Origin of the sequence: Pedobacter polysacchareus (assembly GCF_019802255.1) — a bacterium.
GTDB lineage: Bacteria > Bacteroidota > Bacteroidia > Sphingobacteriales > Sphingobacteriaceae > Pedobacter > Pedobacter polysacchareus.
Genome location: NZ_JAHYSS010000006.1, coordinates 214,704 through 241,256 on the forward strand (window position 1 = coordinate 214,704; position 26,553 = coordinate 241,256).

At 37.2% G+C, this 26,553-nt stretch carries 31 protein-coding genes; 10 read left to right on the forward strand and 21 right to left on the reverse strand.

Features of this window, described 5'->3' with window-relative positions; translation table 11 throughout:
• Positions 1-80 precede the first annotated feature (80 nt).
• The 9 genes from K7X70_RS18400 to K7X70_RS18440 form a co-directional block, all read right to left on the reverse strand.
• Entirely contained in the window at positions 81-902 is an 822-nt protein-coding gene (locus K7X70_RS18400; RefSeq protein WP_222538453.1) for an alpha/beta fold hydrolase, read from the reverse strand.
• 113 nt (positions 903-1,015) lie between these two features.
• Positions 1,016-1,489, reverse strand: coding sequence for a Dps family protein (locus K7X70_RS18405; RefSeq protein ID WP_222538454.1), 474 nt, complete (start codon positions 1,487-1,489; stop codon positions 1,016-1,018).
• A gap of 218 nt (positions 1,490-1,707) precedes the next feature.
• A complete protein-coding gene (locus K7X70_RS18410) occupies positions 1,708-2,538 on the reverse strand; it encodes a helix-turn-helix domain-containing protein (protein WP_222538455.1) in 831 nt (276 codons plus the stop codon).
• A gap of 120 nt (positions 2,539-2,658) precedes the next feature.
• Entirely contained in the window at positions 2,659-3,948 is a 1,290-nt protein-coding gene (locus tag K7X70_RS18415) for an amidohydrolase family protein (RefSeq protein WP_222538456.1), read from the reverse strand.
• 43 nt (positions 3,949-3,991) lie between these two features.
• Positions 3,992-4,792 (reverse strand): helix-turn-helix domain-containing protein, encoded by an 801-nt coding sequence (locus K7X70_RS18420; protein ID WP_255607409.1) that lies wholly within the window; start codon positions 4,790-4,792, stop codon positions 3,992-3,994.
• A gap of 16 nt (positions 4,793-4,808) precedes the next feature.
• Positions 4,809-5,168: a hypothetical protein gene (locus K7X70_RS18425; protein ID WP_222538457.1), complete on the reverse strand. Its 360-nt coding sequence runs from the start codon at positions 5,166-5,168 to the stop codon at positions 4,809-4,811.
• A gap of 372 nt (positions 5,169-5,540) precedes the next feature.
• Complete coding sequence (locus K7X70_RS18430) at positions 5,541-5,699, reverse strand: helix-turn-helix domain-containing protein (RefSeq protein ID WP_222538458.1); 159 nt, start codon at positions 5,697-5,699, stop codon at positions 5,541-5,543.
• 176 nt (positions 5,700-5,875) lie between these two features.
• Positions 5,876-7,039: a glycoside hydrolase family 16 protein gene (locus K7X70_RS18435; protein WP_222538459.1), complete on the reverse strand. Its 1,164-nt coding sequence runs from the start codon at positions 7,037-7,039 to the stop codon at positions 5,876-5,878.
• Positions 7,040-7,293: 254 nt separating this feature from the next.
• Positions 7,294-7,605: a hypothetical protein gene (locus K7X70_RS18440; protein ID WP_222538460.1), complete on the reverse strand. Its 312-nt coding sequence runs from the start codon at positions 7,603-7,605 to the stop codon at positions 7,294-7,296.
• Between the two features lie 342 nt (positions 7,606-7,947).
• Between K7X70_RS18440 and K7X70_RS18445 the strand changes: the two genes are divergently transcribed.
• The 3 genes from K7X70_RS18445 to K7X70_RS18455 all read left to right on the forward strand — a co-directional run bounded on the left by K7X70_RS18445 (position 7,948) and on the right by K7X70_RS18455 (position 10,934).
• Positions 7,948-9,036, forward strand: a complete 1,089-nt coding sequence (locus K7X70_RS18445) for an NAD(P)-binding domain-containing protein (protein ID WP_222538461.1) — start codon at positions 7,948-7,950, stop codon at positions 9,034-9,036.
• Between the two features lie 82 nt (positions 9,037-9,118).
• Positions 9,119-9,760, forward strand: a complete 642-nt coding sequence (locus K7X70_RS18450; protein WP_222538462.1) for a GntR family transcriptional regulator — start codon at positions 9,119-9,121, stop codon at positions 9,758-9,760.
• 88 nt (positions 9,761-9,848) lie between these two features.
• Positions 9,849-10,934 carry an alpha/beta fold hydrolase gene (locus tag K7X70_RS18455; protein WP_222538463.1) on the forward strand — a complete coding sequence of 362 codons (1,086 nt, stop codon included), beginning with the start codon at positions 9,849-9,851 and terminating at the stop codon, positions 10,932-10,934.
• A gap of 157 nt (positions 10,935-11,091) precedes the next feature.
• Here the strand turns inward: K7X70_RS18455 and K7X70_RS18460 are convergent, their stop codons facing one another.
• From K7X70_RS18460 to K7X70_RS18470, 3 genes are all read right to left on the reverse strand, one after another.
• The gene (locus K7X70_RS18460; RefSeq protein WP_222538464.1) at positions 11,092-11,571 is read right to left on the reverse strand and encodes a hypothetical protein; all 480 of its coding nucleotides are present in this window, start codon (positions 11,569-11,571) and stop codon (positions 11,092-11,094) included.
• A 934-nt stretch (positions 11,572-12,505) separates the two neighbouring features.
• A complete protein-coding gene (locus tag K7X70_RS18465) occupies positions 12,506-12,955 on the reverse strand; it encodes an SMI1/KNR4 family protein (protein ID WP_222538465.1) in 450 nt (149 codons plus the stop codon).
• A gap of 238 nt (positions 12,956-13,193) precedes the next feature.
• Positions 13,194-13,529 carry a hypothetical protein gene (locus K7X70_RS18470; RefSeq protein WP_222538466.1) on the reverse strand — a complete coding sequence of 112 codons (336 nt, stop codon included), beginning with the start codon at positions 13,527-13,529 and terminating at the stop codon, positions 13,194-13,196.
• 108 nt (positions 13,530-13,637) lie between these two features.
• Between K7X70_RS18470 and K7X70_RS18475 the strand changes: the two genes are divergently transcribed.
• Complete coding sequence (locus K7X70_RS18475; RefSeq protein WP_222538467.1) at positions 13,638-14,060, forward strand: DUF6266 family protein; 423 nt, start codon at positions 13,638-13,640, stop codon at positions 14,058-14,060.
• A 36-nt stretch (positions 14,061-14,096) separates the two neighbouring features.
• Here the strand turns inward: K7X70_RS18475 and K7X70_RS18480 are convergent, their stop codons facing one another.
• From K7X70_RS18480 to K7X70_RS18490, 3 genes are all read right to left on the reverse strand, one after another.
• Positions 14,097-14,891, reverse strand: coding sequence for a helix-turn-helix domain-containing protein (locus tag K7X70_RS18480; protein WP_222538468.1), 795 nt, complete (start codon positions 14,889-14,891; stop codon positions 14,097-14,099).
• A gap of 96 nt (positions 14,892-14,987) precedes the next feature.
• Positions 14,988-16,406: an aldehyde dehydrogenase family protein gene (locus K7X70_RS18485; protein WP_222538469.1), complete on the reverse strand. Its 1,419-nt coding sequence runs from the start codon at positions 16,404-16,406 to the stop codon at positions 14,988-14,990.
• 211 nt (positions 16,407-16,617) lie between these two features.
• Positions 16,618-17,391 (reverse strand): class I SAM-dependent methyltransferase, encoded by a 774-nt coding sequence (locus K7X70_RS18490; protein ID WP_222538470.1) that lies wholly within the window; start codon positions 17,389-17,391, stop codon positions 16,618-16,620.
• Positions 17,392-17,684: 293 nt separating this feature from the next.
• On the opposite strand from K7X70_RS18490, the gene K7X70_RS18495 reads away from it, so the two are divergent.
• Genes K7X70_RS18495 through K7X70_RS18505 form a run of 3 tightly spaced genes read left to right on the forward strand, consistent with a single transcriptional unit; the run spans position 17,685 to position 19,571 of the window.
• Complete coding sequence (locus tag K7X70_RS18495) at positions 17,685-18,338, forward strand: FadR/GntR family transcriptional regulator (RefSeq protein ID WP_222538471.1); 654 nt, start codon at positions 17,685-17,687, stop codon at positions 18,336-18,338.
• 5 nt (positions 18,339-18,343) lie between these two features.
• Positions 18,344-19,177 (forward strand): sulfite exporter TauE/SafE family protein, encoded by an 834-nt coding sequence (locus K7X70_RS18500; protein WP_222538472.1) that lies wholly within the window; start codon positions 18,344-18,346, stop codon positions 19,175-19,177.
• Between the two features lie 4 nt (positions 19,178-19,181).
• Positions 19,182-19,571 carry a DUF1634 domain-containing protein gene (locus K7X70_RS18505; RefSeq protein WP_222538473.1) on the forward strand — a complete coding sequence of 130 codons (390 nt, stop codon included), beginning with the start codon at positions 19,182-19,184 and terminating at the stop codon, positions 19,569-19,571.
• Between the two features lie 72 nt (positions 19,572-19,643).
• Here K7X70_RS18505 and K7X70_RS18510 read toward each other — a convergent pair whose 3' ends face one another.
• Positions 19,644-20,192, reverse strand: coding sequence for a TerD family protein (locus K7X70_RS18510; RefSeq protein WP_222538474.1), 549 nt, complete (start codon positions 20,190-20,192; stop codon positions 19,644-19,646).
• A 398-nt stretch (positions 20,193-20,590) separates the two neighbouring features.
• Between K7X70_RS18510 and K7X70_RS18515 the strand changes: the two genes are divergently transcribed.
• Complete coding sequence (locus K7X70_RS18515; protein ID WP_062549570.1) at positions 20,591-21,259, forward strand: GIY-YIG nuclease family protein; 669 nt, start codon at positions 20,591-20,593, stop codon at positions 21,257-21,259.
• A gap of 83 nt (positions 21,260-21,342) precedes the next feature.
• Here the strand turns inward: K7X70_RS18515 and K7X70_RS18520 are convergent, their stop codons facing one another.
• Positions 21,343-22,230 (reverse strand): hypothetical protein, encoded by an 888-nt coding sequence (locus K7X70_RS18520; protein WP_222538475.1) that lies wholly within the window; start codon positions 22,228-22,230, stop codon positions 21,343-21,345.
• Between the two features lie 138 nt (positions 22,231-22,368).
• Here K7X70_RS18520 and K7X70_RS18525 point away from each other — a divergent pair, with 138 nt between their 5' ends.
• On the forward strand, positions 22,369-23,268 hold the full coding sequence (locus K7X70_RS18525) for a cation diffusion facilitator family transporter (protein WP_222538476.1): 900 nt from the start codon (positions 22,369-22,371) through the stop codon (positions 23,266-23,268).
• A gap of 76 nt (positions 23,269-23,344) precedes the next feature.
• Here the strand turns inward: K7X70_RS18525 and K7X70_RS18530 are convergent, their stop codons facing one another.
• Entirely contained in the window at positions 23,345-24,262 is a 918-nt protein-coding gene (locus tag K7X70_RS18530) for a bestrophin family protein (RefSeq protein WP_222538477.1), read from the reverse strand.
• 101 nt (positions 24,263-24,363) lie between these two features.
• Here K7X70_RS18530 and K7X70_RS18535 point away from each other — a divergent pair, with 101 nt between their 5' ends.
• On the forward strand, positions 24,364-25,128 hold the full coding sequence (locus K7X70_RS18535) for a DUF72 domain-containing protein (RefSeq protein WP_222538478.1): 765 nt from the start codon (positions 24,364-24,366) through the stop codon (positions 25,126-25,128).
• Here the strand turns inward: K7X70_RS18535 and K7X70_RS18540 are convergent.
• From K7X70_RS18540 to K7X70_RS18550, 3 genes are read right to left on the reverse strand one after another with little or no spacing between them, the layout of a single operon-like run.
• The gene (locus K7X70_RS18540; RefSeq protein ID WP_222538479.1) at positions 25,117-25,779 is read right to left on the reverse strand and encodes an ATP-binding cassette domain-containing protein; all 663 of its coding nucleotides are present in this window, start codon (positions 25,777-25,779) and stop codon (positions 25,117-25,119) included. The two genes, K7X70_RS18535 and K7X70_RS18540, sit on opposite strands and share 12 nt — an antisense overlap.
• Before the next feature lie 6 nt (positions 25,780-25,785).
• A complete protein-coding gene (locus K7X70_RS18545; protein ID WP_222538480.1) occupies positions 25,786-26,124 on the reverse strand; it encodes a hypothetical protein in 339 nt (112 codons plus the stop codon).
• 39 nt (positions 26,125-26,163) lie between these two features.
• Positions 26,164-26,508 (reverse strand): alpha/beta fold hydrolase, encoded by a 345-nt coding sequence (locus tag K7X70_RS18550; RefSeq protein ID WP_222538762.1) that lies wholly within the window; start codon positions 26,506-26,508, stop codon positions 26,164-26,166.
• Between the last annotated feature and the right edge of the window lie 45 nt (positions 26,509-26,553).

Sequence of the window (26,553 nt, forward strand, 5' to 3'; positions counted from 1 at the left end):
AATACAAAGTTGGGGTTATTCTTAATGCTCATCAATGGATGTTCTCCCCTTTGCATTGTACTTTTTTCTCAGAGTTATTATTAAGATTTGATGAATTTCAAAATGTCTTTATTAATTACTTCTGCATCGATAGTAGGCATCCCATGTGAAAGACCAGGATAAATAATAAGTTTTCCATTTTTGAGAAGTTCTGCTGCTTTTACTGCGGTAGTAGCGTAGGGAACAATCTGGTCATCGTCTCCATGAAGCACTAATACTGGTATTTCTACACTTTTAAGATCTTCAGTAAAATCAGTTTCTGAAAACACTTTTATGCAATCGTATTGCGCTTTTATTCCTCCCATCATGCCCTGTCTCCACCAATTATCCTGGATGCCTTTTTTTACAATGGCATTTTCTCTGTTGTAACCGTAAAACGGAACTGTTAGATCTTGATAAAACTGTTGTCTGTTGTGAAGTGTATTTTCTCTAATATCATCAAATACTGCCAATGGTACGCCTTCAGGATTATTCGCATCCGCAATCATGTAAGGTGTAACTGCACTAATGAGCACCACTTTTGCCACACGTCCATTTCCAAATTTCGAAGCATATCTTATGGCTTCGCCGCCACCTGTAGAATGGCCTACATGTATAGCATTTTTAAGGTCTAAAAATGCGGTAAGTTCTGCCACATCTGATGCATAGGTATCCATATCATTACCTGTAAATGTTTGAGTAGATCTACCATGACCACGTCTGTCATGGGCAATAACTCTGTATCCTTGATTTAAGAAGAACATCATTTGTGCATCCCAATCATCAGATGATAATGGCCATCCGTGGTGAAAGAAAATTGGTTGTCCTGTTCCTAGATCTTTGAAATAAATTTCTGTTCCGTCTTTAAGTATTAAACTGCTCATATCTTTAATTTTTTAATTGTTTCTTTTAATTTGATAGTACAAAATTGAGGTTATTATCAAAGCTTATCAATGGACCTATTTCGCTTTGAATTGCACTTTTTCCTCCCCTGCCATTATTTTAGATGTGCTCTTAAGATCCAGGCTGTTTTTTCATGTTCTTGCATTAGGCTAGTAATAAAATCACTTGTACCTAAATCCCCATATTTATCAGCAAAAAGGCTTATATTTTCTCTTAAATGACGAATTATTGTTTCATGAGCCATAAGTAACTCATTCATGTACGCTCTACTATCGCTTTTCAGTACTGAATTTTCAGTTAAGTGCGTTAATTCAAGAAAAGAGTTTAATGTGGCCGGAACCAAATATCCCAGGGTACGAATTCGCTCTGCCACACTGTCTATACTCCTTGATATCTGCTCCACCTGCTCATCAAAAAGCTTGTGTTTATCGGAGAAATCAACACCTTCTACGTTCCAATGTGCTTCTTTTGTTTTTGTATAAAGCACATATTCATCTGCTAATAATTTTGATAACTCAAGAGCCACTTTTTGGCGATTTCCCTCTGAAATTCCTATGTTTATATCCATTTTGATTCGTATTTGTTATTTGATATCACAAAGATCTTGCAAATAGAAAAGTATATCAATGGATACATTTCTCATTCAATTGCACTTTTTTCCTCTAAAAGCTAAAGGGTTAAAACTAAAGTGCAGAAGAAGAAGAAAACACCTTTTGGAAAAACCAAACAGCACAAAAAAAGCATGATTGTGAAATCATGCTTTTTTGAATATTTAGAGAGATTATCTTAGAATTGTTTGCGAAATGAAAGTGGGGAAATACCTGCGTTTTTTGTAAAGAAACGCACAAAATAGGCATCGTCTTCATAATTTAAGCTATAGGCTATTTCTTTAACAGTGATTGTCGTGTGGGCCAAAAGGCGTTTACTTTCGAGGATAATTCTATTTTTAATAATATCATTAGGCGTGTCCTTACTGAGCAACCCTATTTTTTTACTAAGATTTTTTGGTGTAAGACAAAGCATATCTGCATAGTCAGCTACAGTATGGTGAGTTTTATAATGCTGTTCTACAAGTTTACTGAATTTTCTTAAAAACTGAACATCCGATTTTTGCTCTTGCTGTGATAGTTGATGCTTTTCTTTCCAAATTCGTGTTGATTTTAGAATAATTAGTTTTAATAAAATCCGTAACATTTCCTCAGTACTGGTATCTTCATTAAGCATTTCAAGCTGTATATCGCGGATTATTTTCTGTATATCTGCCGATTTATTTTCATCTAATTCAATAAATGGAACTTCAAATACATTGTTGTATAAAATACCATCACAAGAAAGTTCTTGGTCGTGAATTTCAATGCAATAAAAATCTTTATTAAAGTGCAGTAACAATCCACCAGTTTCATTATCTTCATTTGGCTTGATCACTACTTTTGGATTAATAAATAGCAATGAATCTTTTTCTATTGTGAATTCTCGAAAATCAACCTTGATCTTGTTGCCTTTGGGAATAAAGAGTATCTTGATATGGTCGTGCACCAACAAAAGTTTATGCTCATCAAGGTTTGACTGAGTAAATTCTAAATTCCCGAATTGTTTGTATGAAAATTCTTTAATCATTATTGTTGTTTGTTCATTTTATGTTATTCCATTCCTCGATTATTCTGAAGACGTTTAAACAATGCTTTGACTTTTATTCCCTACGGAAATCCTTGAAAAGGATAAACTTCATGAATGCTATTATAAGCAAGAAACTCCCTCTTTCCAAACCCCCACAATTGATAAAGTATCTGAAATATTTTTAGAAGGGTCGCCTTTAACCAAAACCAGATCCGCTCTCAACCCCTCGGCAATTCGTCCTCTATCTGACAAACTAAATCTTTTTGCGGTTACTGATGTTGCGGATCTTAAAGCATCAATTGGACTCAGCCCCGCTTCTACCAATAATTGCATTTCATGATGGACACTTACCCCATGAGCCAGCCCCCCCAAATGTGCCATTGGGACTGATACATCAGTTCCGACAAGTATATCAACTCCTGCATCATGTAGATCTTTTACATTATTGAAACTGTCTTCCATTTTCCCTGATGGAAAAGTATTAAAACAAGAACACATCGTCATTTTCCAATCTTCATTTAGTTTGTAACCTACTCGTTCATCGTGTGCTACATGGCAAGCAGACTTTCCGATTATTGATGAATTAAGTACTAAACAGGGTGTTACAAAAATTCCTTTGTCCGCAATAGATTTAATGAGTTCAGCTGTCCAAATAGGCCTGTCAATAAATAAATGAGCTAAACCATCAACGCCAACTTCAACTGCTGTTTTTGTTGCTTCTGCTGTTAATGCATGTGCTATGACTATCTTACCCAACTTGTGAGCTTCTTCAACGGCTGCTTTTAAAACTTCGGTTTTTATCATCGGTAAACCTGGCGCATTCATTACAGTTCCTTCTTCAATCATTATTTTGAAATAATCTGCACCATTTTCCATTTGTTGTTGCACAAACTGGACAGCACCTTCTACGGTTGTAACATCAGGTTTGTTACCATCCTGATTTTCCCTTTCTTCAAAAGCTGCAAGAAATTCCTTTTTTTCTTGCGCTGTCATTTTTTCCATCTTTCTCAAGATAAAGCCTGGAATGCCATCTTCTTTGGGAATTAATTCATCTGGATGGCCCCCGGGAGCAGTTAAAGCCATACCGGATGAACGCACATCGGCAACACTACTTTTGTCTTTTATTTGCAGTTCACGTCCTTTTTTTGTCATACCACCTTGCATTTCTAATTCGGTAGTTACTCCAAACATTATAGCGTCTCTTAATGACTCTTCAGAAGTATGGACATGTGCATCTATTAATCCGGGCAGTAATGTGCATCCTTTTCCGTCAATAACTTCTGCGTCAGATGGTATTTCTTCTAAAATACTTATGATTTTTCCATTTTGAAATACTACAGTTTTTCCCTCTGACATTTCAGTACCGTCAAACACATTTGCGTTGACAATTGCTGTTTTTTTATTCTGCATCTTTTTTAATGAGTTTAAAATTTATGACGCAAAACTATTTCTTTCACAGGGTAGAAAATTGTATAAATCGGTCGTTTTGATTTTGCCTCAATTCTTTAGGCAATGCACCGGAAAGTTTCTTCACTTCTCTTATAAAATGAGATTGGTCTACAAAGTTCTGTTCTGGAAATACTTTCCCCTCTTTGATATGTTGAAAGGAAGCACGGAAACGAAGAATATTGCAATAAGCTTTTAATGAAAGTCCAAATTGCTGATTAAAATAACGGTTGATTTGCCTGCTAGTCCAAAATACTTTTTCCGAAAGTTCCTTTACTGTCATTTCTCCATTTGAAGAATAAATTAAGTCAAACAGTTTTCTCTTTCTGCTATCTATTTTAGGTGGTAAACGTAAATGAATTATTTGCGCCGCTTTTTTATAGAAAAGGGTAAAATCATTTAATTCACCTAAACTAGTACCCCAAAAATCACAAGATAAATTCTGAGTATTGTCTAACAGATTAGAAATAGAATTTTGAAAAATATATTCAGTTGCCAGTAGCTTGAAACTAACGACAAACATTGTTGTTTTACTGGCAAGAATTACTTTTTCAGGATGCGTTCCAATTCCTACAAGGATAGTTTGACATTGCTTATTATCTAATTTAAAAAAAATTAAGTCAATTCTTCCGTCTGGCAACACCATCATTTCTTTGTCGCTTTCTGACAGATTTTGTAACAACCAAAAGCTTTCTACAAATTCGTTAAGCGCTTTATCGGGTTTGATGATTTCGTAATTTAGATCTTTAATCATGTTTTTTGTTCGCAGTACTGTTGTTTTAGGGATTCCCGAGAGAGTGCCTCCCATACCGGACATATTGCCCTTATAGCTTTAAAAGTGTTGACTTTATGCTTTCTTTTAATTTTTCACTAACCTTTGCCTTATCTGCATAAGCCTCCCAATTATCGACCTTATCCTGGATCTCGTCTACTATCGAGTCAGCTGACTTGATATTCATTTTCCGTGCCACTTCCAATAAATCTGCACGCATAATCCCATCCATTCCCCTTTTTTTATCCATTATAAAGGCAAAATTCTTAGAATGATCATCAACTGCCATGAGGTGATAGGCATACTCAACACTACCAAAACCATAAGTAGCACCAAACTGGCTGTCGTAGGCACCATCAAACTTGATCAGCCAATGGGCAAACCCTTCCGGTGCCTTTGGCTGCCGGTTCAAACTCCAAGGCTCCCATCCCCCCTTTTACCAACAAAACAGAGCATTTCTACTGGATTCATACTGCAATATCCAGATCCTCACTTATAAAATCTGGATCATACTCAAAGCCTGCCAATTGAGTATTTTAATCCCAAAGTACCGCAGCCACGCGTTTATTCCAAAGATTTATTATTGCTGTTGTCATTACCAGTCAGATTGTAACTTATCTTCCGAGGGTTTGTTTCCACTTGCCCTTTTCTTCTTTTTCATGGATAATTCTGCCATTTTTATTGGGCTGACCTGCCTTATAAATTTCATATTTTCCAAAACACCTAGCTTTCCTAGAGCACGCAGAATCTGAATAAGCGACAGGAGATGAATAGAGTCTCCCCTTTATGCTTTTATTAGGGTCGTCCTATCTACACCAGCCCTTTCAGCCACAACATTTTGCGTGAGATCAAGTTCAAGCCTTGTCCCTTTCAAAAATTCCCCAATCTGGTTTAGGTATTCCAGATCACTCTTGGCATTTACTTCAAAATCAGATATATCCATCTTTAACTATTAAAAACTCAACTAATGTCGGTATTTTCCAACATAAACACAGATATTCAACAAACAAATCAACAAGTCGTGTTTTTCCAAATTTAGGCCTATTAAATAGACATAAAGTAGAGATTAAACTACTTTATTATCTTTTACTGGCTGTATTCAAAGCACAACATTAATAGTTACTGAATGATTAAAGTTCCCCTTGTTGCTTTACTCGACACCCCATTTTTATCAATAAAATCCACGAAAAATTCAAAAGATGATCCTGATTTATAACCACCTGCCTGCAACATGTCTGGTGTGATTGTAATTTTAGGACCTGATAATCCAAAACTTCCCAGGTCATTCCCTAAGGCATACCAATGTACGGTTGTATTGGCAGGCACATTGGTCACTGTAAAGGTTTGCGATCCGTTTTTTACAATCTGTGCTGATACAGGGGAAAGATGGGGTTGAATCGGATTTTGCACATACTGACTCTTTTTATTTACATTGATCAAGCCATAGTATCTCACATATTCTATTTCCATAACCGCTGGCATAGCAGTTTTATTGATATTCTTTCCAACAAAATCACCGCCAACGCTTAGGCAAATATTTAGATCGAAGTAATCATTGAACGGCCATCCATCATATCCTTTACCATTGTTGTTGAAAGTACGCATCAGCACACCATTAAAGTACCATTTGATATAATCAGGGGTCCAGTCCATTCTATATTCATTGAACTGGTTCAGGGTAACTTGAGTGGGCAGCATAACCATATTTGATGCACCAGAGGAATTTGCTGAATGTACATTATAGTTTACTTGACGATCATTTTGCCCTTTAATTTCCACAATATCAAATTCGCCGCAATTGGGCCAGGTTTTCAGATCATAGTCTTTGTGACGCTCGCCGAAGCCAAAAATTGCCGGCCAAAGTCCAGCGCCTAATGGCATTTTTGCTTTGATAATATATCTGCCGTAACGTTGCTTTTTGTTGGAAACAATTTTTCCTGATGTATAATTGAACCCACTGTATGACTCATTTAAAGCAATAATCTTTAATTTACCATCTTCCACTTTCACATTTTTTGATCTGCCAGTGAAATATTGAAGCTCATGATTACCCCAGCCATAGTATCCATTACCGGTACTCATATTCCATTTCTTTGGATCAGGAGTACCCATATAGTTAAATTCATCCCCCCAGGTTATAGATGGACTGAATTTATATTGGGATCCAATAACAGATGGATCAGGTTTATTTACTACATCTTCCCAGGCTACTGTCTTTAAATACCCCTGTGATGTTAAAGACTGCTCGGGTGCTAATTGGGTAATTTCTATAGCTGCTATCATTGACTTCCCTTCTGTTTTATATACTTTACTATTAACATCGGGAATATACAGTTATTTCCATCTTTTCTGTTTGGGTGTACAGGCAGATATCATTTTAATATAACTCACCGTATTGATAATCAACCATCCTTTGTACTCCAGAATGAACATTTTTTCATGATCATCAATTATTTATAGAAACAAAAAAGTCGGAAGATTTCTCTTCCGACTTTGACTGAATAAAGCTTTTTTTAATGCTTTGATGAATCTTAAACTTATTGAACTACTTTACCATCCTCAGCGATTTTGATAGAAGCGGTTTCTGCGTCTTTTTTAACATCAACCTGATAATACGTAGTTTTATCTGCATTGGTGACCAAGAAAGCGGCTACTGGAGTCCATGCTTTAACTGGTTCACTTTGCAATGTAGTTTTTACTGCTTCTGGAAGATCTTTCAATTCAACCGGAACTTTAGTGGTACTATCTTGTTTCACTGTAATAGCTACTGGATTTTTTACTTCTGATGCGTTTACTGCTGTGATGGATGCGAATGCTAAAAATGCTGCTGATAAAATGATCTTTTTCATAACTTATATATTAGTGTTAAATATTCTTGTGAATTATGTTTAGAGATGGTTCATAATGGTGCCAGGAATGATCATTTCTGGCACCCACCTGAAAAAGAGACCATTACAAAATCAGGTTCGATTTTAACTGTAGAGATCCGCCACAGTTTGCTGAGTAAAGAAGCAGATCATTGCCAAACATTGAGTTTTTATGCTAACATTATACTTCTTAAAGCTAGTACTAAATCAAATTCTGAAATGGCTTTAGGTTTATTTATCATAGATCAATTCAATACTTTAAAAGCTTCCTTAACTTTAGCCTAACATCAGCGTTGCTGGAGTAAAACCTATAAAAGTTAAGCTATGATTCCTGACAAAAATGTTTTTTACAAAGTAGACATTGTCGTGATTGGGGCAGGACAAGCTGGTTTATCAGCAGCCTACAATTTACAACGTGAAGGCATAAAACCTGGAAAGGGATTTGTTGTTTTAGACGATGAATTTAGTCCGGGTGGCGCCTGGCAGCATCGTTGGGATTCTCTAACACTAAGCAACGTAAACGGCATCAATGATTTACCTGGAATGGCCTTTTCGGATGTTGTAAACACTAAGGAAACAGCGTTACAAGCGAATATTGCAATTCCCAAATATTATGAACAATATGAGAAAACCTTTGGCCTTCCAATCATTCGTCCCATAAGAGTGATTGATGTTACTGAACAAAACGGACGGTTTATTATCCGAACAACCGGAATTCAATTTAGTGCGCGCGGATTGATCAATGCTACCGGTACCTGGAAAACCCCGCACTGCCCTAAATATCCCGGCTGGGAAAAATTCAAAGGGAGGCAACTGCACACTGCTGAATACAAAAATGCTGAAGAATTTATCGGCAAGCATGTGATCGTTGTGGGTGGTGGCATTTCAGCGATTCAATTACTCGGGGAGATTTCAGCAGTAACCCAAACTACCTGGGTGGCTCGTCGATCTCCTGATTTTAGGGAATATGAATTTTCGCCAGAAATAGGCCGTGAAGCTGTAGCTTTAGTAGAGAAAAGAGTACGAGAAGGCTTGCCACCTGAATCAGTGGTTTCTGTAACAGGCTTGCCCATTACTCCTGCTATTGAAGAAATGTTGAACAAAGGCGTTTTAGATCGAAAACCTATGTTCAAGGAAATCATGGAAACAGGCGTTCGATGGGAAGATGGAACGACCCTAGATGCTGATGTTATTTTTTGGAATACGGGCTTCCGTCATTCATTAAATCACCTTGGCCCCTTAAAGTTAATGAATGATAAAAATGGGATTGAAATGTCTGGAAAATTAGCCACACAGGTCGCTAAAGATCCGCGTATCCACCTCACAGGCTATGGTCCATCAGCCTCCACTATTGGTGCAAACCGAGCCGGCCGAACCGCAGCTATAGAGCTGATCGAATTTCTTGAATTGTAAAGAGAATGGTTACTACGAGAAATCGTATAATAACATTAAAAATAACTATGTTTGCATATTGTATACAATATGCAAACATAATATGATATCACCAGAATCACTAAAAAGTCAAATCATAAAAGCATTGTGGCAATTGATCATTGAAGGCAAAATAATACCCAACGAACCTTTGCGTGAAATACAATTGACAGAATTGCTAAACATTAGTCGAACGCCACTTCGAGATGCCCTTCAGCAATTAGAATGGGAAGGAATTGTAGTATCTGAACCTCGGAAAGGATATCGATTAGCGCCATTTTCAGAAGCTGATATTCTTGAAATTTATCCATTGAGAGCAAAGTTAGAATCGTTTGCCTTAGAGTTATCTGGCCTTCCGGATAAAAGAGTTTTGGATGAACTCCATAAAATTAATTTAAAAATTCTTCAGTCAAAATCGCCCAAAGACCTGGTTGAATTAGATGAGCGTTGGCACGTATTATTAATTTCTAAATGTCCCAATCAAAGATTACTAAAATCCATAAGAACTTTGCATCGCCAATCGCAGCGTTATGAATATGCATATATGTCCATGAACAAAATGGTTCAGAAATCCAGCAATCAACACGAGAGTATTATTCTTCATTTACAAAATGGACAGCTCCAAAAAGCAACAGAACTGCTTGCTGAAAATAATTTAGTCGGGATTGATGCGCTTATTAATTGGCTAAAATCTACCGAAAAATAGCACGATAATTTCCTATCCATGGTACATCAAACCTACTGTTCTCCACTATCTCCTAAAACCAACACGCCCTAAATAACAACAAACCAAAATGAAAAAAATCTTTTTACTCTCCTTAATATTCTCTTTCGCATTTTCAAATTTTTGTGACGCACAAAATCAAACTCAAAACGAGCAGATCGACACTGAGTTTTTTATACCTATTGAAAAATCAAACCTACATGCAAGAGTTGTTGGCAATCCTGACAAACCTATAATTATAACACTTCATGGGGGCCCAGGTGCTTTTAATGTAGACCACGAATTTTATAGAAATGTTTTTGAAAAAGATTACCTGATGGTCTATTTTGACCAAAGAGGAAGTGGTAAATCTGAGGAATGGAAGGATAAAACAATGCTCAACACCACACAATTCGTGAAAGATTTAGACCAGGTGGTAGACTACATTAAAAACAAATATCCAAACCGAAAAATAAATCTTTTAGGCGCTTCCTGGGGTGGAATGTATGGCTTCCTTTATTTGATAAAACATCAGGAAAAAATCAATTCATTTATTAGCAATTCAGGTTCTGCAAATATCCAACACAATAGTCTTGCTTTGATCAAACACGAACAACAATTAGCGAAAAAATTGCTCAAGAAAACCAATGATTCCAACAAAGCAAACAGATATAAAGAAATTCTGAAAAAGTTAGATACTATAGAAAGAAGTGGATTTAAAAACTTCTTTGCCGATATGAATACCATCAGATATGAATTCCCAAAAGACTTAGGATTTGATGTTTATTGGGCTCAACCTAAAAAGAAAGAGAAAATTGATGCCTTATTAAAAGATCCAGGGTTTTATACCAGAAATAACTATACACCCGAACTTTTAGAAAAATCGATGGCAAGATTTGAGTACATTAATGAAGTATTCCACGGTCAGGAAGCCTACAATAATCTTAATGTTTTAAATGAAATTGCTATTATTAAAACACCAATTTTAATTATTCAAGGAGAATTCGACTATGCAATTGGCGTAGAATCTGGCAAAATGATTTATAAAGCATTGAAAAACATTCCCAAAAAAGATAAAGAACTAGTATATATTAAAAATGCTTCCCATAATGTACCACATGAGGCTCCCGAAGAATTATATCAGTCATTAACAGCTTTTTTTAAGAAGCATAATTAAATAATATTGCTTACCATTCCCAGTCTTTCCAACTTTGCACAAAACATCAAAACTCCACCGAATTGACTAGACACAGCAAATAGTCTGAAGATTTCTCTTTCGACTATGAAAGAATGATTAACCCGATATTTTATCGGGTTAATCACATTTAAAATTGTTAGAATTTTTCACTCAACTTATCAAATAATGATTCTTCATGTTTATAAAGATCCATATTATTTACTTCAAACTCAGTAGCTACACATTCAAAAATATTATCATGAAACGTCAGGATAAAATGCTTATAGGTCTTCCACCTCTCTGAATTATGGTAAGGATGTATCTTATCTACATTTACTAAAGATTGTATCAAATCTGAGTCCTCTAATTCATAAAAACCACCTGAGTTCATTCCATATTTATAATAAGGATGACCGGAAATAGTTTCATTCGAAGGAGGGCCAAATCTCGAAAAAGTACAACTATTAAATTTAATAACAATCCTTCCTTCAGAAGAAGAGAAATCTGGTTTCACAAGCTGATCCTCATCAAGATCGGTGTAGAAAGAAACGTATGTATGACCCTCATTTATTATAACATGAGGATTTGGACCTCCATAATCCATTCTAAAAAGATTTGTAATTTCGTTTAATTTCATATGTTTATTAAAAAAGGGTAGCTTTAAAAAAACCACCCTTATTTGTTAATATATTTCCAGGTCATTGAAAGGAACCATTTCATTATTAATCACCTCTATCAAATTAGTTTTCAACGAGTGAAATAAATTACAAAATAATTAAAATCTTACGGCAAGCTAAAGGGCTGTTATGGCATATTTCAGTCTTTTTATTTGGGAGTATAAAACCTGATCTCTGTACCTGTTTGTCTTACCGTATTTACCCCGTTTAACAAACTATTCCTGAGCATTTGGCCACTAAGCATTGACTCATAAAAACCGTCACCAGTCCTATTTATCACTGCCCAAGCGCTTCTTGGAATTCCAGCTTGTGTTAGTGCAATTGATGATCTTGTATTAAGAATCAAAGTCTGACCATTTCTAGAAATTACATCAATTGTAACATCTGCAACGCTTACCTTACCAGTTTTCAATTGATCGACCAACTCGCTTAAAGGCTTTAAAGAAAACTTTCCATCTTTACTAAACTGTTGACCAGAAGTTTTCTGGCTCCATAAAGCCCCCTCAATGTTTATTTCATCAGCGCTTTGATTGCCTGTTCTGTCCTCTTAAGCTATGAAAACTCGAAAGTAAATACGAGTCCTAGAATCTTCATTTTACTGAGTATTATCCCATTCGGTTATTTTTCCATCGTTGGTTTAAATAGAAGTCCGGGTTATTTTTTGATAATAACTTTTCTCATAGCCTATCCTTAACTTCTGTAACCCCACTTATTGTAAAATCAATAACTTTTTGTTTTTGCCTAATACCTGAAATTTCATTTCAACAATGTATTATCTTTTATATATGCCATTTTATTCGGTTATTATAATGATAAGAGGCTATTTTTATGGAGTCAACAATCACTTCATCCTCATTTTTGATATCAGTGGGAGCACCAACATACACTGCTCTATTAATCAGAAAAATAAAGAGTTTCTGAATTTTCGGAGTATAGGTCTAAAAACTCTGAAAAAGAATTAGCAATTAATTTGAACTTATCCCCTGCAATGATGTAAACTTCATTGTGTGAAGATTTTCGTTCGTACAGTCTTATACAATAAGTAAACAGATGACAAGAATAATCTGAAAAAACATAACAGCTAGAATGAAAGTTCATTGTATTTATAATGTTTCTATAATCCGGCACGCCACCCCAATCAGACAATTCATCTTTCACACTTCTAAAACCATTTAAGGAATAGAATTTAAAAAAATTATGCTCATACTCTTCATTAGTACCATTAATTTCTTTGAAATAATCTCGTAGATCATCGGGAAAAACTAAACTCGTTCTATTCTGAAAAGACAAAACATCCTCATTTGTTGCTAAATCAAGTACCTCAATTTCAGACTGCTTCCACATTTTTTTGTAATTCAGACGGATTCATATTTTATTTATTTAATGGCTGACACTTACATTAAGTGGCTAAAGCGGGGCAAACAAACTTCCATTCTTTTCATATTCATTAAAAGTAAGTGAATTAATCCCGTTATAAAGAATAATTTGACTTCCATGAGGGTCAAGATTGGATAACTTATTCAAAGACGCAAAAACTAGGTAGACATACAGATAAAAAAAACAGAATAACCAGGTTTTCCTTCTATAACACCCTACCTTGCTTATCAGTAGCATAATTTTCAAGAATATATATATTCATCAATTTGGCATTATCTTTTATATCACTAGCCTTTTTAGCCTCTGGCTTATATAAGATTTGATCAAACCTTTTCTTATTCAGATCATAATCATAAAAGATAAACTGATCTCTTTTGCCATTACTGATTTTCAAAGCTTGTTCACTTGTAAATATAGATGAGTTAGATAACTCATTCGTAAAAAAGACGGTCAGATCATTAGTATTTGTTGATTCTAAGAAAGCCAATTGTGAGCAGATGACAGTCGTTAACGACTTCCTTAAAGCCAATTTAGACTTCATCCACTCTGGCTTTAAACTCATCACTGCCGGGACAGATAAAAACTTTTACAATGAATTCAAATAGAAGTTCCCGCAGATCTACCGCAGGAACGTAGAAATGATCGCGCCATGTTATTGATTTATTTTCCAGAAGCTGGTACCTCTAGCTATATGCTGAGCGGAGCGAGAAGACACGAAGGACGAGAAGTCGTATACATTCCAAAAAACCAAACTAAAAACCGCATAGAGGCCTATATTTCCTTTATGAATGAGGATGGGACTGAGATTTCAGACAGTGTTCTTGCCGGATCTTTAAACCACAATGAAACAGAATTCCAGAAAACCACAACTCCAGAAAAACTAAAAACACCTGTGATTCCGCAAAAACAGGATGCCCTCACAACAGGAACCAGAACAACAGGAGCCCGAGCAGACCTTAGTCCAGCGTCTCAAATACCTCCGAAAGAACTGACATCCTTTCGCTGGACCAGTAGTCAGTTCATCTCCTCAGCGCCTATTTATAATTACACCTGCTTAGCTTCTCCCTCCTGAGCGCTTAATCATTTCACGAACTTTGGTTGTTAATGGCTATCCTAGCTGTGATGGTGCCACTCCAAATTCTTTTTTAAAGGCAAAAGAAAAATGAGACAAATCTTCAAAGCCTAGTTCGATATAAATATCGGATGGACGGGATTTACCATGAGTAATCAGATAATGAGCTTGTTTTAACCTTCGCTTTTGCAGCCAGGTTCTAGGTGACAGCTGAAATATCTTTTGGAAATCTCGCTTAAAAGTGGCTAAACTACGACCTGTAAGAAAAGCAAAACGTTCCAGGTTCACATTGAAATGGTAGTTCTTTTGCATAAATGCTTCCAGGTTTATTTTATGGGGGGCTGATAAATCAAAAAGCACCTCCTTTAACTGCTTGTCGTAAGCAAATAGCAACTGCAGCGCCTCACTTTGCTTTAGTTTCAGCAATTCAGGAGCATTATTCTCTAAAAGCTGACGATACTGCAACAGGGACTCCATAAAATAACGCAGGTGCTGAGCCTGAGACAGCTCGATAAATGATGGCGTTTCCAATTTCTGCTTGAATACAAAACCCTCCTGAACACTAGCATCACGCAGCAATTCATCATCTAATAAAATCGACAGCGATTTGAATTCTTCCTCCTCCAATGGTTTCTTTTCAAACTTTAACAACTGGTTTTTCCTGGCCAGATAAACATCTCCTTTTTTGAATGTCCTACGCACTGTACCATCATTTAATTCCATTTCCCCAGACACAATCATTCCCAGGCTATGCTGAGAAACAAACTGCTCTCCTTCTCTAAAGGAATTGAAATGACAGGAATAATTGATGTATTTAATAGTTTCTGCCATAATCATATCACATAGTTGTATTCCTTCGTCATTAAATAGAAAGCATCTTGCCTAAAAACTGACAAGATGCTTAAATATATGAATCTTTGCATTTACTTAAATCAATATGGTTTTAGGTTCCAAATATTCCTCTAAACCAAAAGCACCAAATTCTCTTCCAATACCAGACTGTTTGAAACCTCCAAACGGAGCTAAAGGATCGTGCTTGAAACCGTTGATGCAAACCCGGCCTGCATCAATCTGTGAAGCCAACCGCAATGCCCTGCTTTCATCCGCAGAACTAACATAGGCAGCCAAACCGTAAGTCGTATCATTGGCAATAGCGATCGCATCCGCTTCATTTTCATAAGGAATAATGGAAAGCACTGGCCCGAAAATCTCCTCTTGTGCGATACGCATATCGTTACGCACATTGGTAAAGATGGTCGCTTTCACAAAATTTCCTTCTTCCAGGCCATCAGGCTTACCTGTTCCCCCTGTTAAAAGACTCGCCCCTTCCTCAAGACCAAGCGCGATGTATTGCTGTACACGTTCGTATTGCTTTACCGAAACCATCGGCCCAACATTTGTATTTTCATGGGCAGGAAAGCCGACTACAACACTTTCGGCAGCCGCTTTGGCAAGTTGGTTCGCAAGTTCTAATTTAGCTTTTGGCACCAGCAAACGCGTAGGTGCAATACATGCCTGTCCGCTATTCATATAAGCTCCAAATACAGCTTGAGGAATGGCTTTTTCAAAATCTGCGTCTTCCAATATGATATTAGGTGATTTTCCGCCTAGCTCTAATGTTACTCTTTTTACAGTATCAGCTGCCATCTGTGCAATTCTTTTTCCGGTTAACGTAGAGCCTGTAAAAGATATTTTGGCAACATCAGGATGTGTGACGATTTCTGTACCTACTACATTTCCCAATCCATTGACCAGGTTGAATAAACCCTTTGGTAAATTGGCTTCATGGAAACATTCGATCAGCAGCGCGGTCTGCAAGCCGCTCATTTCACTGGGCTTCACTACTACCGTACAGCCTGCAGCAACTGCAGCGGCTAGTTTACTACAGATAAAGCTATTGCTGGAGTTCCAGGGAGTGATAATTCCTACCACACCAACTGCTGTCATCTCTACCAAAGTATCATTACCTACTTTCCGTTGAAATTTAAAATCTTTCAGGGTAGCGATCATATCGTCGAATGCAGAAATCGCATTTTGTACACTCATGCTGCAAAATTGCCTTGTCCCTCCGTATTCAAGAATCATCACTTCTATGAGTTCTTGTTTTCTCTTGCTCACCGCATCTTTTAATCTTTCCAGGATCGCTATTCTTTCCGCTATACTGCTGAGCGAAGCCATCTTAAAAGCATGTTTGGCCGCGCTTATAGCAAGTTGAGCGTCTTTGACATCACCTAAAGTTAACTCCCCTATTTTTTGATGATTGCTCGGATTGATCAATTCGAAAATTTCAGCGCCTTGTAAGGCTGCAAACTCCCCATTGATATAAGCTTTATTTAATTGTTCCATGTTCTTTTTTTTAACAAATTTCATGGAAAAAACAAAGACTTACTTTGTTGTACAGTTCAAAAACACTTTGTTCTGTGGCTCATCCATACGCATATAAAGTGCCAGTCCCTTAAAAGAAAAACAGTGTTGCTTTCGTAAAAACAACACTGTCCATAAAATTTATGCTAAAGCAAGGCACATGGCTTTACTTAGGATATCGGAAGATTCAAATCTAAAACATTAAAACAACCGACATAGAGTCTGGCTGCAGGTATAAATCTTCTCCACAGCTGCAACGAAGATTTGTAAAATCAAAATTATTGGTATTACAAGAAAAACAGAAATCAGGCAGCACGTTTCTTCTGTAGAATTTCAAGGTTTTGATTTTGCTGAACAGCAGTTCAACTTCCTCATAAGTAAAAAGACTGTTTTTAAAATCAATCGTATTTTTTACTTCCGAAGGTGTTCTGCCATTGGTTTTAAGGTGTTCAATTAATAATAAACACTGCAAAGGCATGAATACATTCTCTGGTTTTTTGCCAAAAGAAAAAGATGATCCCTGGAACTGTTTTACTCTGGTTTTATAATACGAATGATGTGGATGTGCAGTATGAATGTCTTCCAGAATATAGATAGCACCCGCTGTTAAATAGGGCAAACTCTCAATTAAAGATATTTTTTGATGTAAAGGATCGTGACTTCCGTCTTCAATTAAAATATCAATCTGGCTGCCTATTGACTTCAAAATAGAATGATAACCAGCAGCATCACTTTGATCAGCCTGGAAATATTTAATATGGTTGTCTTTTGGCCAGGAAGGAATCTCCTCCACAATGTCAAGACCGAAAATATTCGCACTAGGATAGCGCTCTCTCCAGTATCTGATGGAATCTCCTTTAAAAACTCCAATCTCTAAGACGTTTTTTGCTTCTTTTGGCAGTAATTCTTCATAGAAGTTGATGTATTTATGCCAGAAAATTTTATCCGAGATAGGCGAAGTGTTCATGTATTGATGTTTTATAGGTTTATTTGTCCGGCGAATTTATAAAAAAAACAATTATGTACATTATTTTTCAAATTAACTTAACAAACAAGAATATTTTGACATCATTTTTTCTGAATTTCAAAATAACTCAAAAATATATTGTTTATGGCTAAAAATTAGCATTTGCTCGCTTTCAAAGCTTCCAACCAGAACTATCTCAATGCAGCTATTAAGTCTGGGTTCTGTCAAATTACCAATTAAAACATCTGATGTTTAAGCACCTGACATACCTTTGAAACATCAGACGTTTAAACATGAATAAAAAGATAAAACTGTCCGACAAGGTCATCATAGAGATCAAGAAAGACATTGCCTCTGGCAAACTCAAAAAAGGAGAAAAGATCCCCGCAGAACCGGAATTGATGGAACATTACGGAGTGGGGCGTTCTACCATCCGCGAAGCGATAAAAACATTATCCATTTCAGGTATCCTTAAAGTACAGCAAGGCTCAGGCACTTTTGTCGTGTCTAAAATAAAAGATGAAACCCTCTCCCAGCGCTTAAAAAGAGCGGACTTTGAAGAAATTAACAGCGTACGCGCACTATTAGAAAAGGAAATTGTAAAACTGGCCAGTCAGCATCGAAGCGATGCAGATTTGACGATGATGGAAAACCTCCTCCAGCTACGGAAAAAGGCCATTGAAGAGCAGCAGCAAAAGAAATGTGCAGAAGCAGATATTGCTTTCCACATCAGCATTGCTAAAGCTTCCGGCAACCAGGTACTTTCTGATCTTTATGAAAATTTCACGGTGGTCATGCGTAATTTTTTTGAGCTCAGAGATGCCGCAGATATCAAACACTTTAGCAGCAGTCAGCATTCCCATGAAGCTTTATTTGAAGCCATCAAAAAACAAGATTCAAATCTGGCCGAACAACTTACTATCGACATTCTAAATCACAACTATTAAGCTTTATGAATATTTTACTTTTCACCCTCGTTCTATTATTGGGGGCTTACCTGGCCGGACTTGCTGGCTCCTTAACCGGACTTGGTGGTGGTGTAGTAATCATTCCGCTCCTTACCTTAGGTTTTCACGTCGACATCCGTTATGCCATTGGCGCTGCATTAGTGGCTTCTATTGCCACCTCTTCCGGCTCAGCCAGTGCTTATGTAAAAGAAGGAATCACCAACGTCCGACTCGGGATGTTTCTGGAAATTGCCACCACTGCAGGTGCAGTAATGGGTGCCATCCTCGCCATTTATACACCAGTTAACCTGGTCGCCATTCTATTTGGTGTGATGCTAATTTTTTCAGCAGCAATGACCTTAAGGAAAAAACATGAAGATGCTTTGCAGAAAGGCAGTAGCCTTTCCTACAAATTGAAATTAAACGGCAGCTACCCCACTAAAGAGGGAGAAGTTTCTTATAAACTAAAGAATATTGGCGGAGGCTTTTCGATCATGACCATTGCAGGCGTACTTTCTGGTTTATTGGGCATAGGATCTGGTGCTTTAAAAGTACTGGCAATGGATACAGCCATGCGTGTACCTTTTAGAGTGAGCACCACGACCAGTAATTTTATGGTGGGTGTAACCGCAGCGGCGAGTGCCGTAGTTTATTTACAAAGAGGATACATTGATCCTGGGATTGCTTTTCCAGTGATCATTGGGGTACTTGCCGGAGCCTTTACCGGTTCCAAACTCCTCATGCGCATCAATGTAAAATCGCTGAAAGTGATTTTCTCTATTGCCATTACGCTCATTGCAATCAATATGATTTACAACGGTATCAACCATAAATTCTAATCAGATGGAAAAGAATAAAAAAGTGACCGACTATGATATGGAACAACTGATTGGTCAGGTTTTAAGGTATGGCGTATTAACGTCTGGGATTATTGCCATTATAGGTGGCATCTGGTACCTGATTCAAAGTGGCTCTGGAATTCCAAATTACACTTCATTTAGCGGAGAACCTGCCGGATACACCAGCTTAACAGGGATCATTAAAGGATTAGCAGCTGGCAGCGCAAAGGAAATTATACAGTTGGGTGTGGTCATTCTGATTGCCACCCCAATCCTGCGCATAGTTTTTTCTTTATTCTCTTTTATATTGGAAAAAGACAGGCTTTATATAGTGATCACCTTAATCGTACTGCTGATTATTATATTCAGTATGTTCGGCGGACTCAAAGTCTAGCCTCTCTTAACACCTGCATATATATTATTGGTTGTCTGCCCTAGCAACTGGAACAGACAACCAATATTTATATTATTCGTATTTATTCAGGTAATCCTGTAAACCGCCATTCATTCCTGCGCCTACGGCTTCAAATTTCCACTCTCCATTTCTGCGGTAAATCCTGCCAAATTCAACTGCAGTTTCAATAGAGAAGTCTTCTTCTAACTCATATTTCATCAGCTCCACTCCATTCTGATCTACGATCCGAACAAAAGAGTTTCTCACCTGACCAAAATTCTGCTTACGCGCTCCAGCCTCATGAATGGTCACTACGATGCAAAGCTCCGAAACTCTAGGATCAACTTTTGAAAGGTCTACTTTAATGCTTTCATCATCTCCATCACCTTCTCCGGTTAAGTTATCACCAGTATGTTCGATTGCGCCATCTGGCGAATTCAGGTTGTTATAAAAAACAAAGTAATCGTCTGATACCAGTTTCTTATTTTCTCCAAGCATAAACACCGAAGCGTCTAAATCAAAATCATGTCCGGTGGAACTGTTCGTATCCCATCCTAATCCTACTGTAAATTTTGGAGCATTGATGTTCTCCCGCTGTCCTTTTCTTAGGTTAATAGCCATAATCTTTCTGGTTATTTTTACAAATTATTCTAAACGTTTATCGCAATTTACGGTATTCCATAAGATTCCCTGCTTTACGTTATGTAAAAAATACAAACAACCCCTGAAGATGTCACATTTCTAAAACATTAGCACAAAAAAATGAAATGTGGAACGGATATTGCTATTCTTGACCATAATCTATGTTAAAAAAGCAGGTCAGAGTTGACGATTCTTCCCCTATTGTCAATTTTTCTTCAGGTTTGCATTACGTTACTATTAATAGCGTTAACCTCTAATTACTTGAGGTATTATGGAACGAGAATCAAAATATTAATTAAATATTAATTGGACAAATTTGCGTGTATGACGCTAAATCATTTTAAAGCCAATTAATATGACTAATTTTGGAAATGACAATGAAGCACCTAATAACAAAGGAACAGGAAACTTTTTTAAAAAAGCACAAAATCTCATCCGAACTATTGTTCGATGCCCAAGGAGAGGACATATCAGAAAATTTGCAGAAAAGTATGACTGAAGCTGACAAGGTGATTGCTTGCAACACCGCGCCATGCACGGAGAATGACACCCATACGTTAAGAACGATTGGAGGTTTTTGTCCACAATGCGATACGACTAAAATTGCTGCTGCTTTAAGGGAACTTAAACCAGGTTACATTTACTTCTCAGGGTCCAAAAGAGGAGGATTAATTAAAATCGGTTCAACAAACGAAGGAAAGAGTAAGACACTTACCTTAAATTTAGCTACTGCCAGAGATGGCGGTTATGACGACTGGGAACTTCTTTTCAGTGCAAAAACACCAACACTAGGAAGAGTAGAACGCTTAATCACTGATAAACTTGCGGAATACAAAGCAGCTTATCAAAGTGAAAAAAGTGGTAAACTACAAAACGGCGGCGAATTATACAGATGTTCGTTCCTGAAAGCTAAAGAAGCTTACCTTGCCGTTACTGAAGAAAATCAATTCGATTTCACTCAGGTTAGCGAAAAGAAACACATCACTTCTGAATACCAATTCAAGAATTTAAAAATGACAGCTAGAAAAGCAGTTATCGAAGCATAACTCTTTATCCATGATATTTGACCTTCGGGTCTTGAAAGACCAGTCTCTTTGATTCATTTAGGATCATTTGATACTGGTCTTTTCTATTGCTTATATTTTTTTACGATCAGGTCTTCCAGCACAGGAACATTCGCTTTTAACTGCGCTAATTCTGTTCTATATTTCAACAATTCAGCCTCCTCTTGCTCCGTCAGGCGTTCTTCATTTTTCAATTCATACTTTTGGCCATTTAAAACCAGCATATTGGTATAACAATCCATCGCCAGGTGATAGGTACTGAAATCTGTCAGAGGAAAAGTCATTTCTTTCCATTTGATCACATTAGAATTTTGCTTTACCGTTTCAAAAGAAAAACTGCAGCTCAAAACTTTGGTTTCTTTTGGAGCGAAGGATACCCCTTCAGCCGGTCCTTTCACACAACTCCAGCCATCATTGATGTCTGTTGTGGAACCATAACCAATGACGGTTTCATAAGTAGTCAATACCTGATCACTTTCATTGGTAAAAGCACATAAGATCACCAACTGTCCAGATAGGACATCAACACTTAAAGGTTTCGCCTTTAAAACACCCAATTTCAGCTTTAATGCATCAGATTTTTTCTTTTTAGCATCCAATACCCCCATTTCCTTTTCCAATTTATCCATCTTCCGCTGGTGATCCTCTTTTATATATTGATTGGCCATTGCATACGCTTCGTCCAGGTTCTTACCATTCAGTCGCTTCCACACCAGCTCATCAAAGTTTTCTTTCTTCAACGCAGGCTGATGGTCTCTATCATAAATGGCAGAAAATGCAAGCACCCTTAAAGCAAGCTCCAGTTTTTCTTTTTCGGCGGTATCAAGACGCGCTGCGATCTTATCTTTCGATGCTTTAAACTTCTCTTTTGATCCTCCTTTGAAACGATCCTGACTAAAAACCAGAACAGGGAAAATGATCAAAATCAACAATAGGTAACTATTCCATTTCATAATCAATGATTCAATTCTATAACGTTCTAACCTTATTAACGCGATATTCTAAGAAATACCACAAGCTGAAGCAAGATTAAAACACTTTAAAGGTAAACTATTAAAAAGTTTTTTTGTTAATCACAGACAACCGCTGATATGATTAAAGACAATAAATCCATTTACAGTGCTCTAGCCGCCAATCTCCTCATCGCCATCACCAAATTTATTGCCGGTGGTTTTACGAATAGTTCTTCGATGATCTCTGAAGGAATCCACTCTATGGTAGACACGATCAATCAGGTTTTACTGTTATATGGCCTAAAAAAAAGCAAGAAAGTACCTGATCAATCGAGACCTTTTGGCTATGGTAAAGAGCTGTATTTCTGGTCTTTTATTGTCGCCATTTTAATCTTCGGCCTGGGTGGAGGTATTTCCATTTACCAGGGTATACAACATATCATCAAACCAGAGCCCGTGAGTAACCCACTGATCAATTATGGAGTGCTAATTTTATGTTTACTTTTTGAAGGTTGGTCCTTACGCATCGCGATCAGGGAATTTGACCAGCAAAGAAATGGCCTGAGCTGGTGGAAAGCCATTGTCAAAAGTAAAGACCCCTCCAGCTTTCTGGTGCTCTTTGAAGATGGAGCGGCAGTCCTTGGTTTATTAATTGTTTTCATTTTCATGCTGATCGGACATAATTTCGACATGGATTATATGGATGGTTTAGCCTCCGTATTGGTCGGTTTATTACTGGTATTCGTGTCCGCTATACTAGCCAGAGAAAGCAGAAGTTTGCTCATGGGAGAAGGTATTGCTCCAGAAACCAAGGAAAAGATCAAATCACTGGTAGAAAAAGATCCATCGGTGATTAAAATTTCTAACATCATCTCCACTTACCAATCTCCTGAGGAGGTTTTGCTGGTGATCATTGTCGTTTTTCAACCGGATATTGATACAGAAGACATTACGGATGCCATCAGCCGGATCCGCGAAGCTATCAAAAAAGAATTTAAATTTATCAAATTCATCATCATTCAACCATCAGAAGATTAAAGGTTCCTGTAATAGAAATTCATATCTTGAGTCTATCAGATCAAATGAAGATCCCTATTTAATTGAATATCCCTATTTAATTCAGGATCCCTTCAGCATTTTGACTGGCCGCAGGAAACGGCTTCCCTCCCATTTCCAATAGGGTTGTTTCAATCATACTGGTCATCAAGTTTAAGGCCAGGTCGTTGGGTTGAGTTCCAAAAGGCTCCTCGATTTCATCTGCAATCGCTTCCAGGGCGACAAAAGTATAGGCGATAAAGCTAACGATAAAAGGGGTCAACCAGCTCAGGCTGTCTACAAAACCAAAAGGGAGTAAAAAGCAATAAATATAGACGGTGCGGTGTAGTAAAATACGGTAGGTATAAGGAATTGGCGTTGAAGCAATTCTTTCGCATGCCCCTACAATATCCGATAACTTATCCAGATTCTGATCAAATGAGGTTTGTATAATGGTATCTATTTTCCCTTCTTCTTTCGCTTTCTGTACCCATAATCCCATTTCTTTCATCAGCAGAATTGGTTTATAAATCCCTGGTTTCAGCTTTTCACTCAATTCCGGACTCAATCTTTTCGCTAAGTCGGCATTGGCGTCTGTGTGCCTCAACTGGTGTTTTAAGGCATAAGTAAAAGCAATCAGGTAATGAATAAAAGTATCGACTTCTTTACTTTCCGGAGGATAGCTACTCATGGTGAGTGCTTGTCTGGCTAAGGATCGGGTATCATTTAATAAAGCGCCCCAAACTTTCCTCGCTTCCCAAAAGCGATCATAGCTGGCATTATTACGAAAACCCAAAAATAAGGCCAGTGCAATACCAAATAAAGTAAATGGCGCTGGGTTTAAAGGAATCTTAAAATCGAACAATTTCCCCTTTAAATAGACCACACAAACAGAGAATAGAAACAAAAGCAATAATCTGGGAAGCAATAGCGGTAAAACAGATCCTTTCCATATAAAAAGCATTTTAAACCAATGTTCATTCTTTCTTATGATCATAATTCAAAAATCCGATTTTATTTATAATTCACAGCATTTTTCGGCTTGTAAAATAAGCCAATGGAATAAAAACCAGGATAATACTAACTTGTTATAGCTATATGGAAAAAGTCATTTATGCTGGAACCAGTGGTTTGATACTTCCCGTTCCAAACAAACAATATTTCCCTATCGAGTTTCGCGATAAAAGCAGGCTCACCTATTATGCGACCTTATTTAACAGCATCGAAATCAACAGCTCTTTCTATAAGGTCCCAATGCCCGTTACGGTAAAAAAATGGGCAGATAGTGTTCCTGAAGACTTTAAATTTACGTTTAAACTTTGGCGTGGCATCACACATGCACCCGGACTTTCTTTTAACAAAGAAGATGTGAATCGTTTTATAGCAACTATCAATCAGGTAGGAGAAAAGAAAGGCAGTTTACTGGTCCAATTTCCACCTAGTATTGTTCAGAAAATCTATATTCCACATGTCATGCGTTTATTGCATACCATCCGGGAAGCCGATCTGGAAGAAAACTGGGATCTTGCAGTAGAATTTCGCCATGATTCCTGGTATAAGGAAACCACTTACAATTTACTAAATGAATTCAATGCTTCTCTGGTCTTTCACGATAAGCCGGGTTCCGCAAGTCCGATGAAGGAAATGAAAACTGACTTCATCTACCTGCGTTTTCACGGCCCAAGTGGCGATTATAAAGGAAGTTATGAGGATAGTTTCTTAGCTGAATACAGTAATTATATCGATGAATGGAGAAAAGAAGGAAAAACAGTTTATGTCTATTTTAACAACACTGCTGGAGATGCCATTCGCAACCTGCAGACTTTAAATGCTGAATTGGATCAATTGGCTTTAATCCCTTGATCTGACATAACCTAAACGCTCCAAATCATTGATATCCTTGATTAAGTGTACCTTTTCGTCTGATAAAACATATAAATCATCTGCTAATTCCAATACATCATGGTACATGTGATCCGTGATAAGAAAGCCTTTCTTTGGTTGTTCTTGTCTGATCAGCTTTTTTATACTTCCAATCATCAAGGGGCTCAAATGAGAAAATGGCTCATCCAGCATTACAAACTCAGATTTTGCTTTGATCAATATATAAGTTTCCACCAAACGCCTTTGTCCACCAGAAAGCTGTTTCATTTTACTGCCCTGCTGAAGAATAAATTCTGGGAAAACTTTTTCAAATGGTGCATAATCCAGACTAAAGTCTGAAAACACCCTCTTTAAAGTTAAATGAGCAGGAATGAAATTATATTGAGGAAGGTACGACAAAAGTTCATGGTGCTGATAGGCTTTGGGTATAGATTGTCCGTCAAAACGAACCGACTTATTGCCGGGCACCAGATTACCAAAAATGAGGTTCATCAAGCTCGATTTTCCAGTACCATTCCTACCCAGCAAACCTGTAATTTTACCGGTTTCACATTTTAGATATACATCAGAAAGGATCTCACGGTTCCCAAATTGCAAGCTTATACTATCTACTTCTAATTGATGAGCCATATGATCTTATACAAAAAGGTTAAAGAAATCTATACTTACACCAGGGAATTTCCCTGACAATAGGAAAAGAAATAAAAAGATCAAAAATTCCATCATCATGGTTCCAAACCATAAAAATGTTTTGGAAATACCCAGGTTCTGATAATATAAAAACTCTTTATACTTGTATTTACTGATGTAATAAGCGACAATTCCAAGTGTAGCAATTTTAAACCAGATCAAAATGGTCAGTGCAGGTATCCCCAGGTAAGCAAATAATGAGGCACAGGCAATAGAGGTCACAAATGTGGCCGGAAAGAAGCTCGAGTAAAAAGTCAATAAGAGACGGAAGAACTTGAACTTCATTCAGGTTATGAAAAAGGATGTTTCACAAATTACGATTATTTAAGGAGAAGATTTCACTCTTTTCAGAAAATTACTTAAATCCTGAACGAATCGCTTTGGCTGTTCATAATGGATGTTATGACCCGTATTTTCAAAAATAATGTGCGTAATAAATTCCGGATAGGCATCATAAAAAGCAGTACTGACTCCACCACCTCTGGACCAACCACCAATGACCGCTTTTTTAATTTCCAATTGATCCATCAGTTGTTTAATATCATCACCCACATGGTATAAGGATACTGGATGTGTAGGAATATCAGTCTGCCCATGACCATAATAATCGATGGCTATCAGGTTCTTGTGGCCTTGAGCTTTTAGAAAAAAACAAATGCGAATAATAATAAAAAAAGAGCAATACTACGCTTCATAAAATTGTTAAGGTTATGC

Bases quoted from the DNA above. Each gene is read 5' to 3' on its own strand.
- K7X70_RS18495 (WP_222538471.1), top strand. From the start codon at position 17,685: ATGAATAAAAAGATAAAACTGTCCGACAAGGTCATCATAGAGATCAAG.
- K7X70_RS18525 (WP_222538476.1), top strand. From the start codon at position 22,369: ATGATTAAAGACAATAAATCCATTTACAGTGCTCTAGCCGCCAATCTC.
- K7X70_RS18470 (WP_222538466.1), bottom strand. From the start codon at position 13,529: ATGAAGTCTAAATTGGCTTTAAGGAAGTCGTTAACGACTGTCATCTGC.
- K7X70_RS18475 (WP_222538467.1), top strand. From the start codon at position 13,638: ATGTTATTGATTTATTTTCCAGAAGCTGGTACCTCTAGCTATATGCTG.
- K7X70_RS18460 (WP_222538464.1), bottom strand. From the start codon at position 11,571: ATGAAATTAAACGAAATTACAAATCTTTTTAGAATGGATTATGGAGGT.
- K7X70_RS18435 (WP_222538459.1), bottom strand. From the start codon at position 7,039: ATGATAGCAGCTATAGAAATTACCCAATTAGCACCCGAGCAGTCTTTA.
- K7X70_RS18540 (WP_222538479.1), bottom strand. From the start codon at position 25,779: ATGGCTCATCAATTAGAAGTAGATAGTATAAGCTTGCAATTTGGGAAC.
- K7X70_RS18410 (WP_222538455.1), bottom strand. From the start codon at position 2,538: ATGATTAAAGAATTTTCATACAAACAATTCGGGAATTTAGAATTTACT.
- K7X70_RS18415 (WP_222538456.1), bottom strand. From the start codon at position 3,948: ATGCAGAATAAAAAAACAGCAATTGTCAACGCAAATGTGTTTGACGGT.
- K7X70_RS18535 (WP_222538478.1), top strand. From the start codon at position 24,364: ATGGAAAAAGTCATTTATGCTGGAACCAGTGGTTTGATACTTCCCGTT.
- K7X70_RS18545 (WP_222538480.1), bottom strand. From the start codon at position 26,124: ATGAAGTTCAAGTTCTTCCGTCTCTTATTGACTTTTTACTCGAGCTTC.
- K7X70_RS18450 (WP_222538462.1), top strand. From the start codon at position 9,119: ATGATATCACCAGAATCACTAAAAAGTCAAATCATAAAAGCATTGTGG.
- K7X70_RS18440 (WP_222538460.1), bottom strand. From the start codon at position 7,605: ATGAAAAAGATCATTTTATCAGCAGCATTTTTAGCATTCGCATCCATC.
- K7X70_RS18520 (WP_222538475.1), bottom strand. From the start codon at position 22,230: ATGAAATGGAATAGTTACCTATTGTTGATTTTGATCATTTTCCCTGTT.
- K7X70_RS18420 (WP_255607409.1), bottom strand. From the start codon at position 4,792: ATGGGAGGCACTCTCTCGGGAATCCCTAAAACAACAGTACTGCGAACA.
- K7X70_RS18455 (WP_222538463.1), top strand. From the start codon at position 9,849: ATGAAAAAAATCTTTTTACTCTCCTTAATATTCTCTTTCGCATTTTCA.
- K7X70_RS18530 (WP_222538477.1), bottom strand. From the start codon at position 24,262: ATGATCATAAGAAAGAATGAACATTGGTTTAAAATGCTTTTTATATGG.
- K7X70_RS18480 (WP_222538468.1), bottom strand. From the start codon at position 14,891: ATGGCAGAAACTATTAAATACATCAATTATTCCTGTCATTTCAATTCC.
- K7X70_RS18485 (WP_222538469.1), bottom strand. From the start codon at position 16,406: ATGGAACAATTAAATAAAGCTTATATCAATGGGGAGTTTGCAGCCTTA.
- K7X70_RS18445 (WP_222538461.1), top strand. From the start codon at position 7,948: ATGATTCCTGACAAAAATGTTTTTTACAAAGTAGACATTGTCGTGATT.
- K7X70_RS18465 (WP_222538465.1), bottom strand. From the start codon at position 12,955: ATGTGGAAGCAGTCTGAAATTGAGGTACTTGATTTAGCAACAAATGAG.
- K7X70_RS18405 (WP_222538454.1), bottom strand. From the start codon at position 1,489: ATGGATATAAACATAGGAATTTCAGAGGGAAATCGCCAAAAAGTGGCT.
- K7X70_RS18490 (WP_222538470.1), bottom strand. From the start codon at position 17,391: ATGAACACTTCGCCTATCTCGGATAAAATTTTCTGGCATAAATACATC.
- K7X70_RS18505 (WP_222538473.1), top strand. From the start codon at position 19,182: ATGGAAAAGAATAAAAAAGTGACCGACTATGATATGGAACAACTGATT.
- K7X70_RS18510 (WP_222538474.1), bottom strand. From the start codon at position 20,192: ATGGCTATTAACCTAAGAAAAGGACAGCGGGAGAACATCAATGCTCCA.
- K7X70_RS18430 (WP_222538458.1), bottom strand. From the start codon at position 5,699: ATGGATATATCTGATTTTGAAGTAAATGCCAAGAGTGATCTGGAATAC.
- K7X70_RS18500 (WP_222538472.1), top strand. From the start codon at position 18,344: ATGAATATTTTACTTTTCACCCTCGTTCTATTATTGGGGGCTTACCTG.
- K7X70_RS18515 (WP_062549570.1), top strand. From the start codon at position 20,591: ATGAAGCACCTAATAACAAAGGAACAGGAAACTTTTTTAAAAAAGCAC.
- K7X70_RS18400 (WP_222538453.1), bottom strand. From the start codon at position 902: ATGAGCAGTTTAATACTTAAAGACGGAACAGAAATTTATTTCAAAGAT.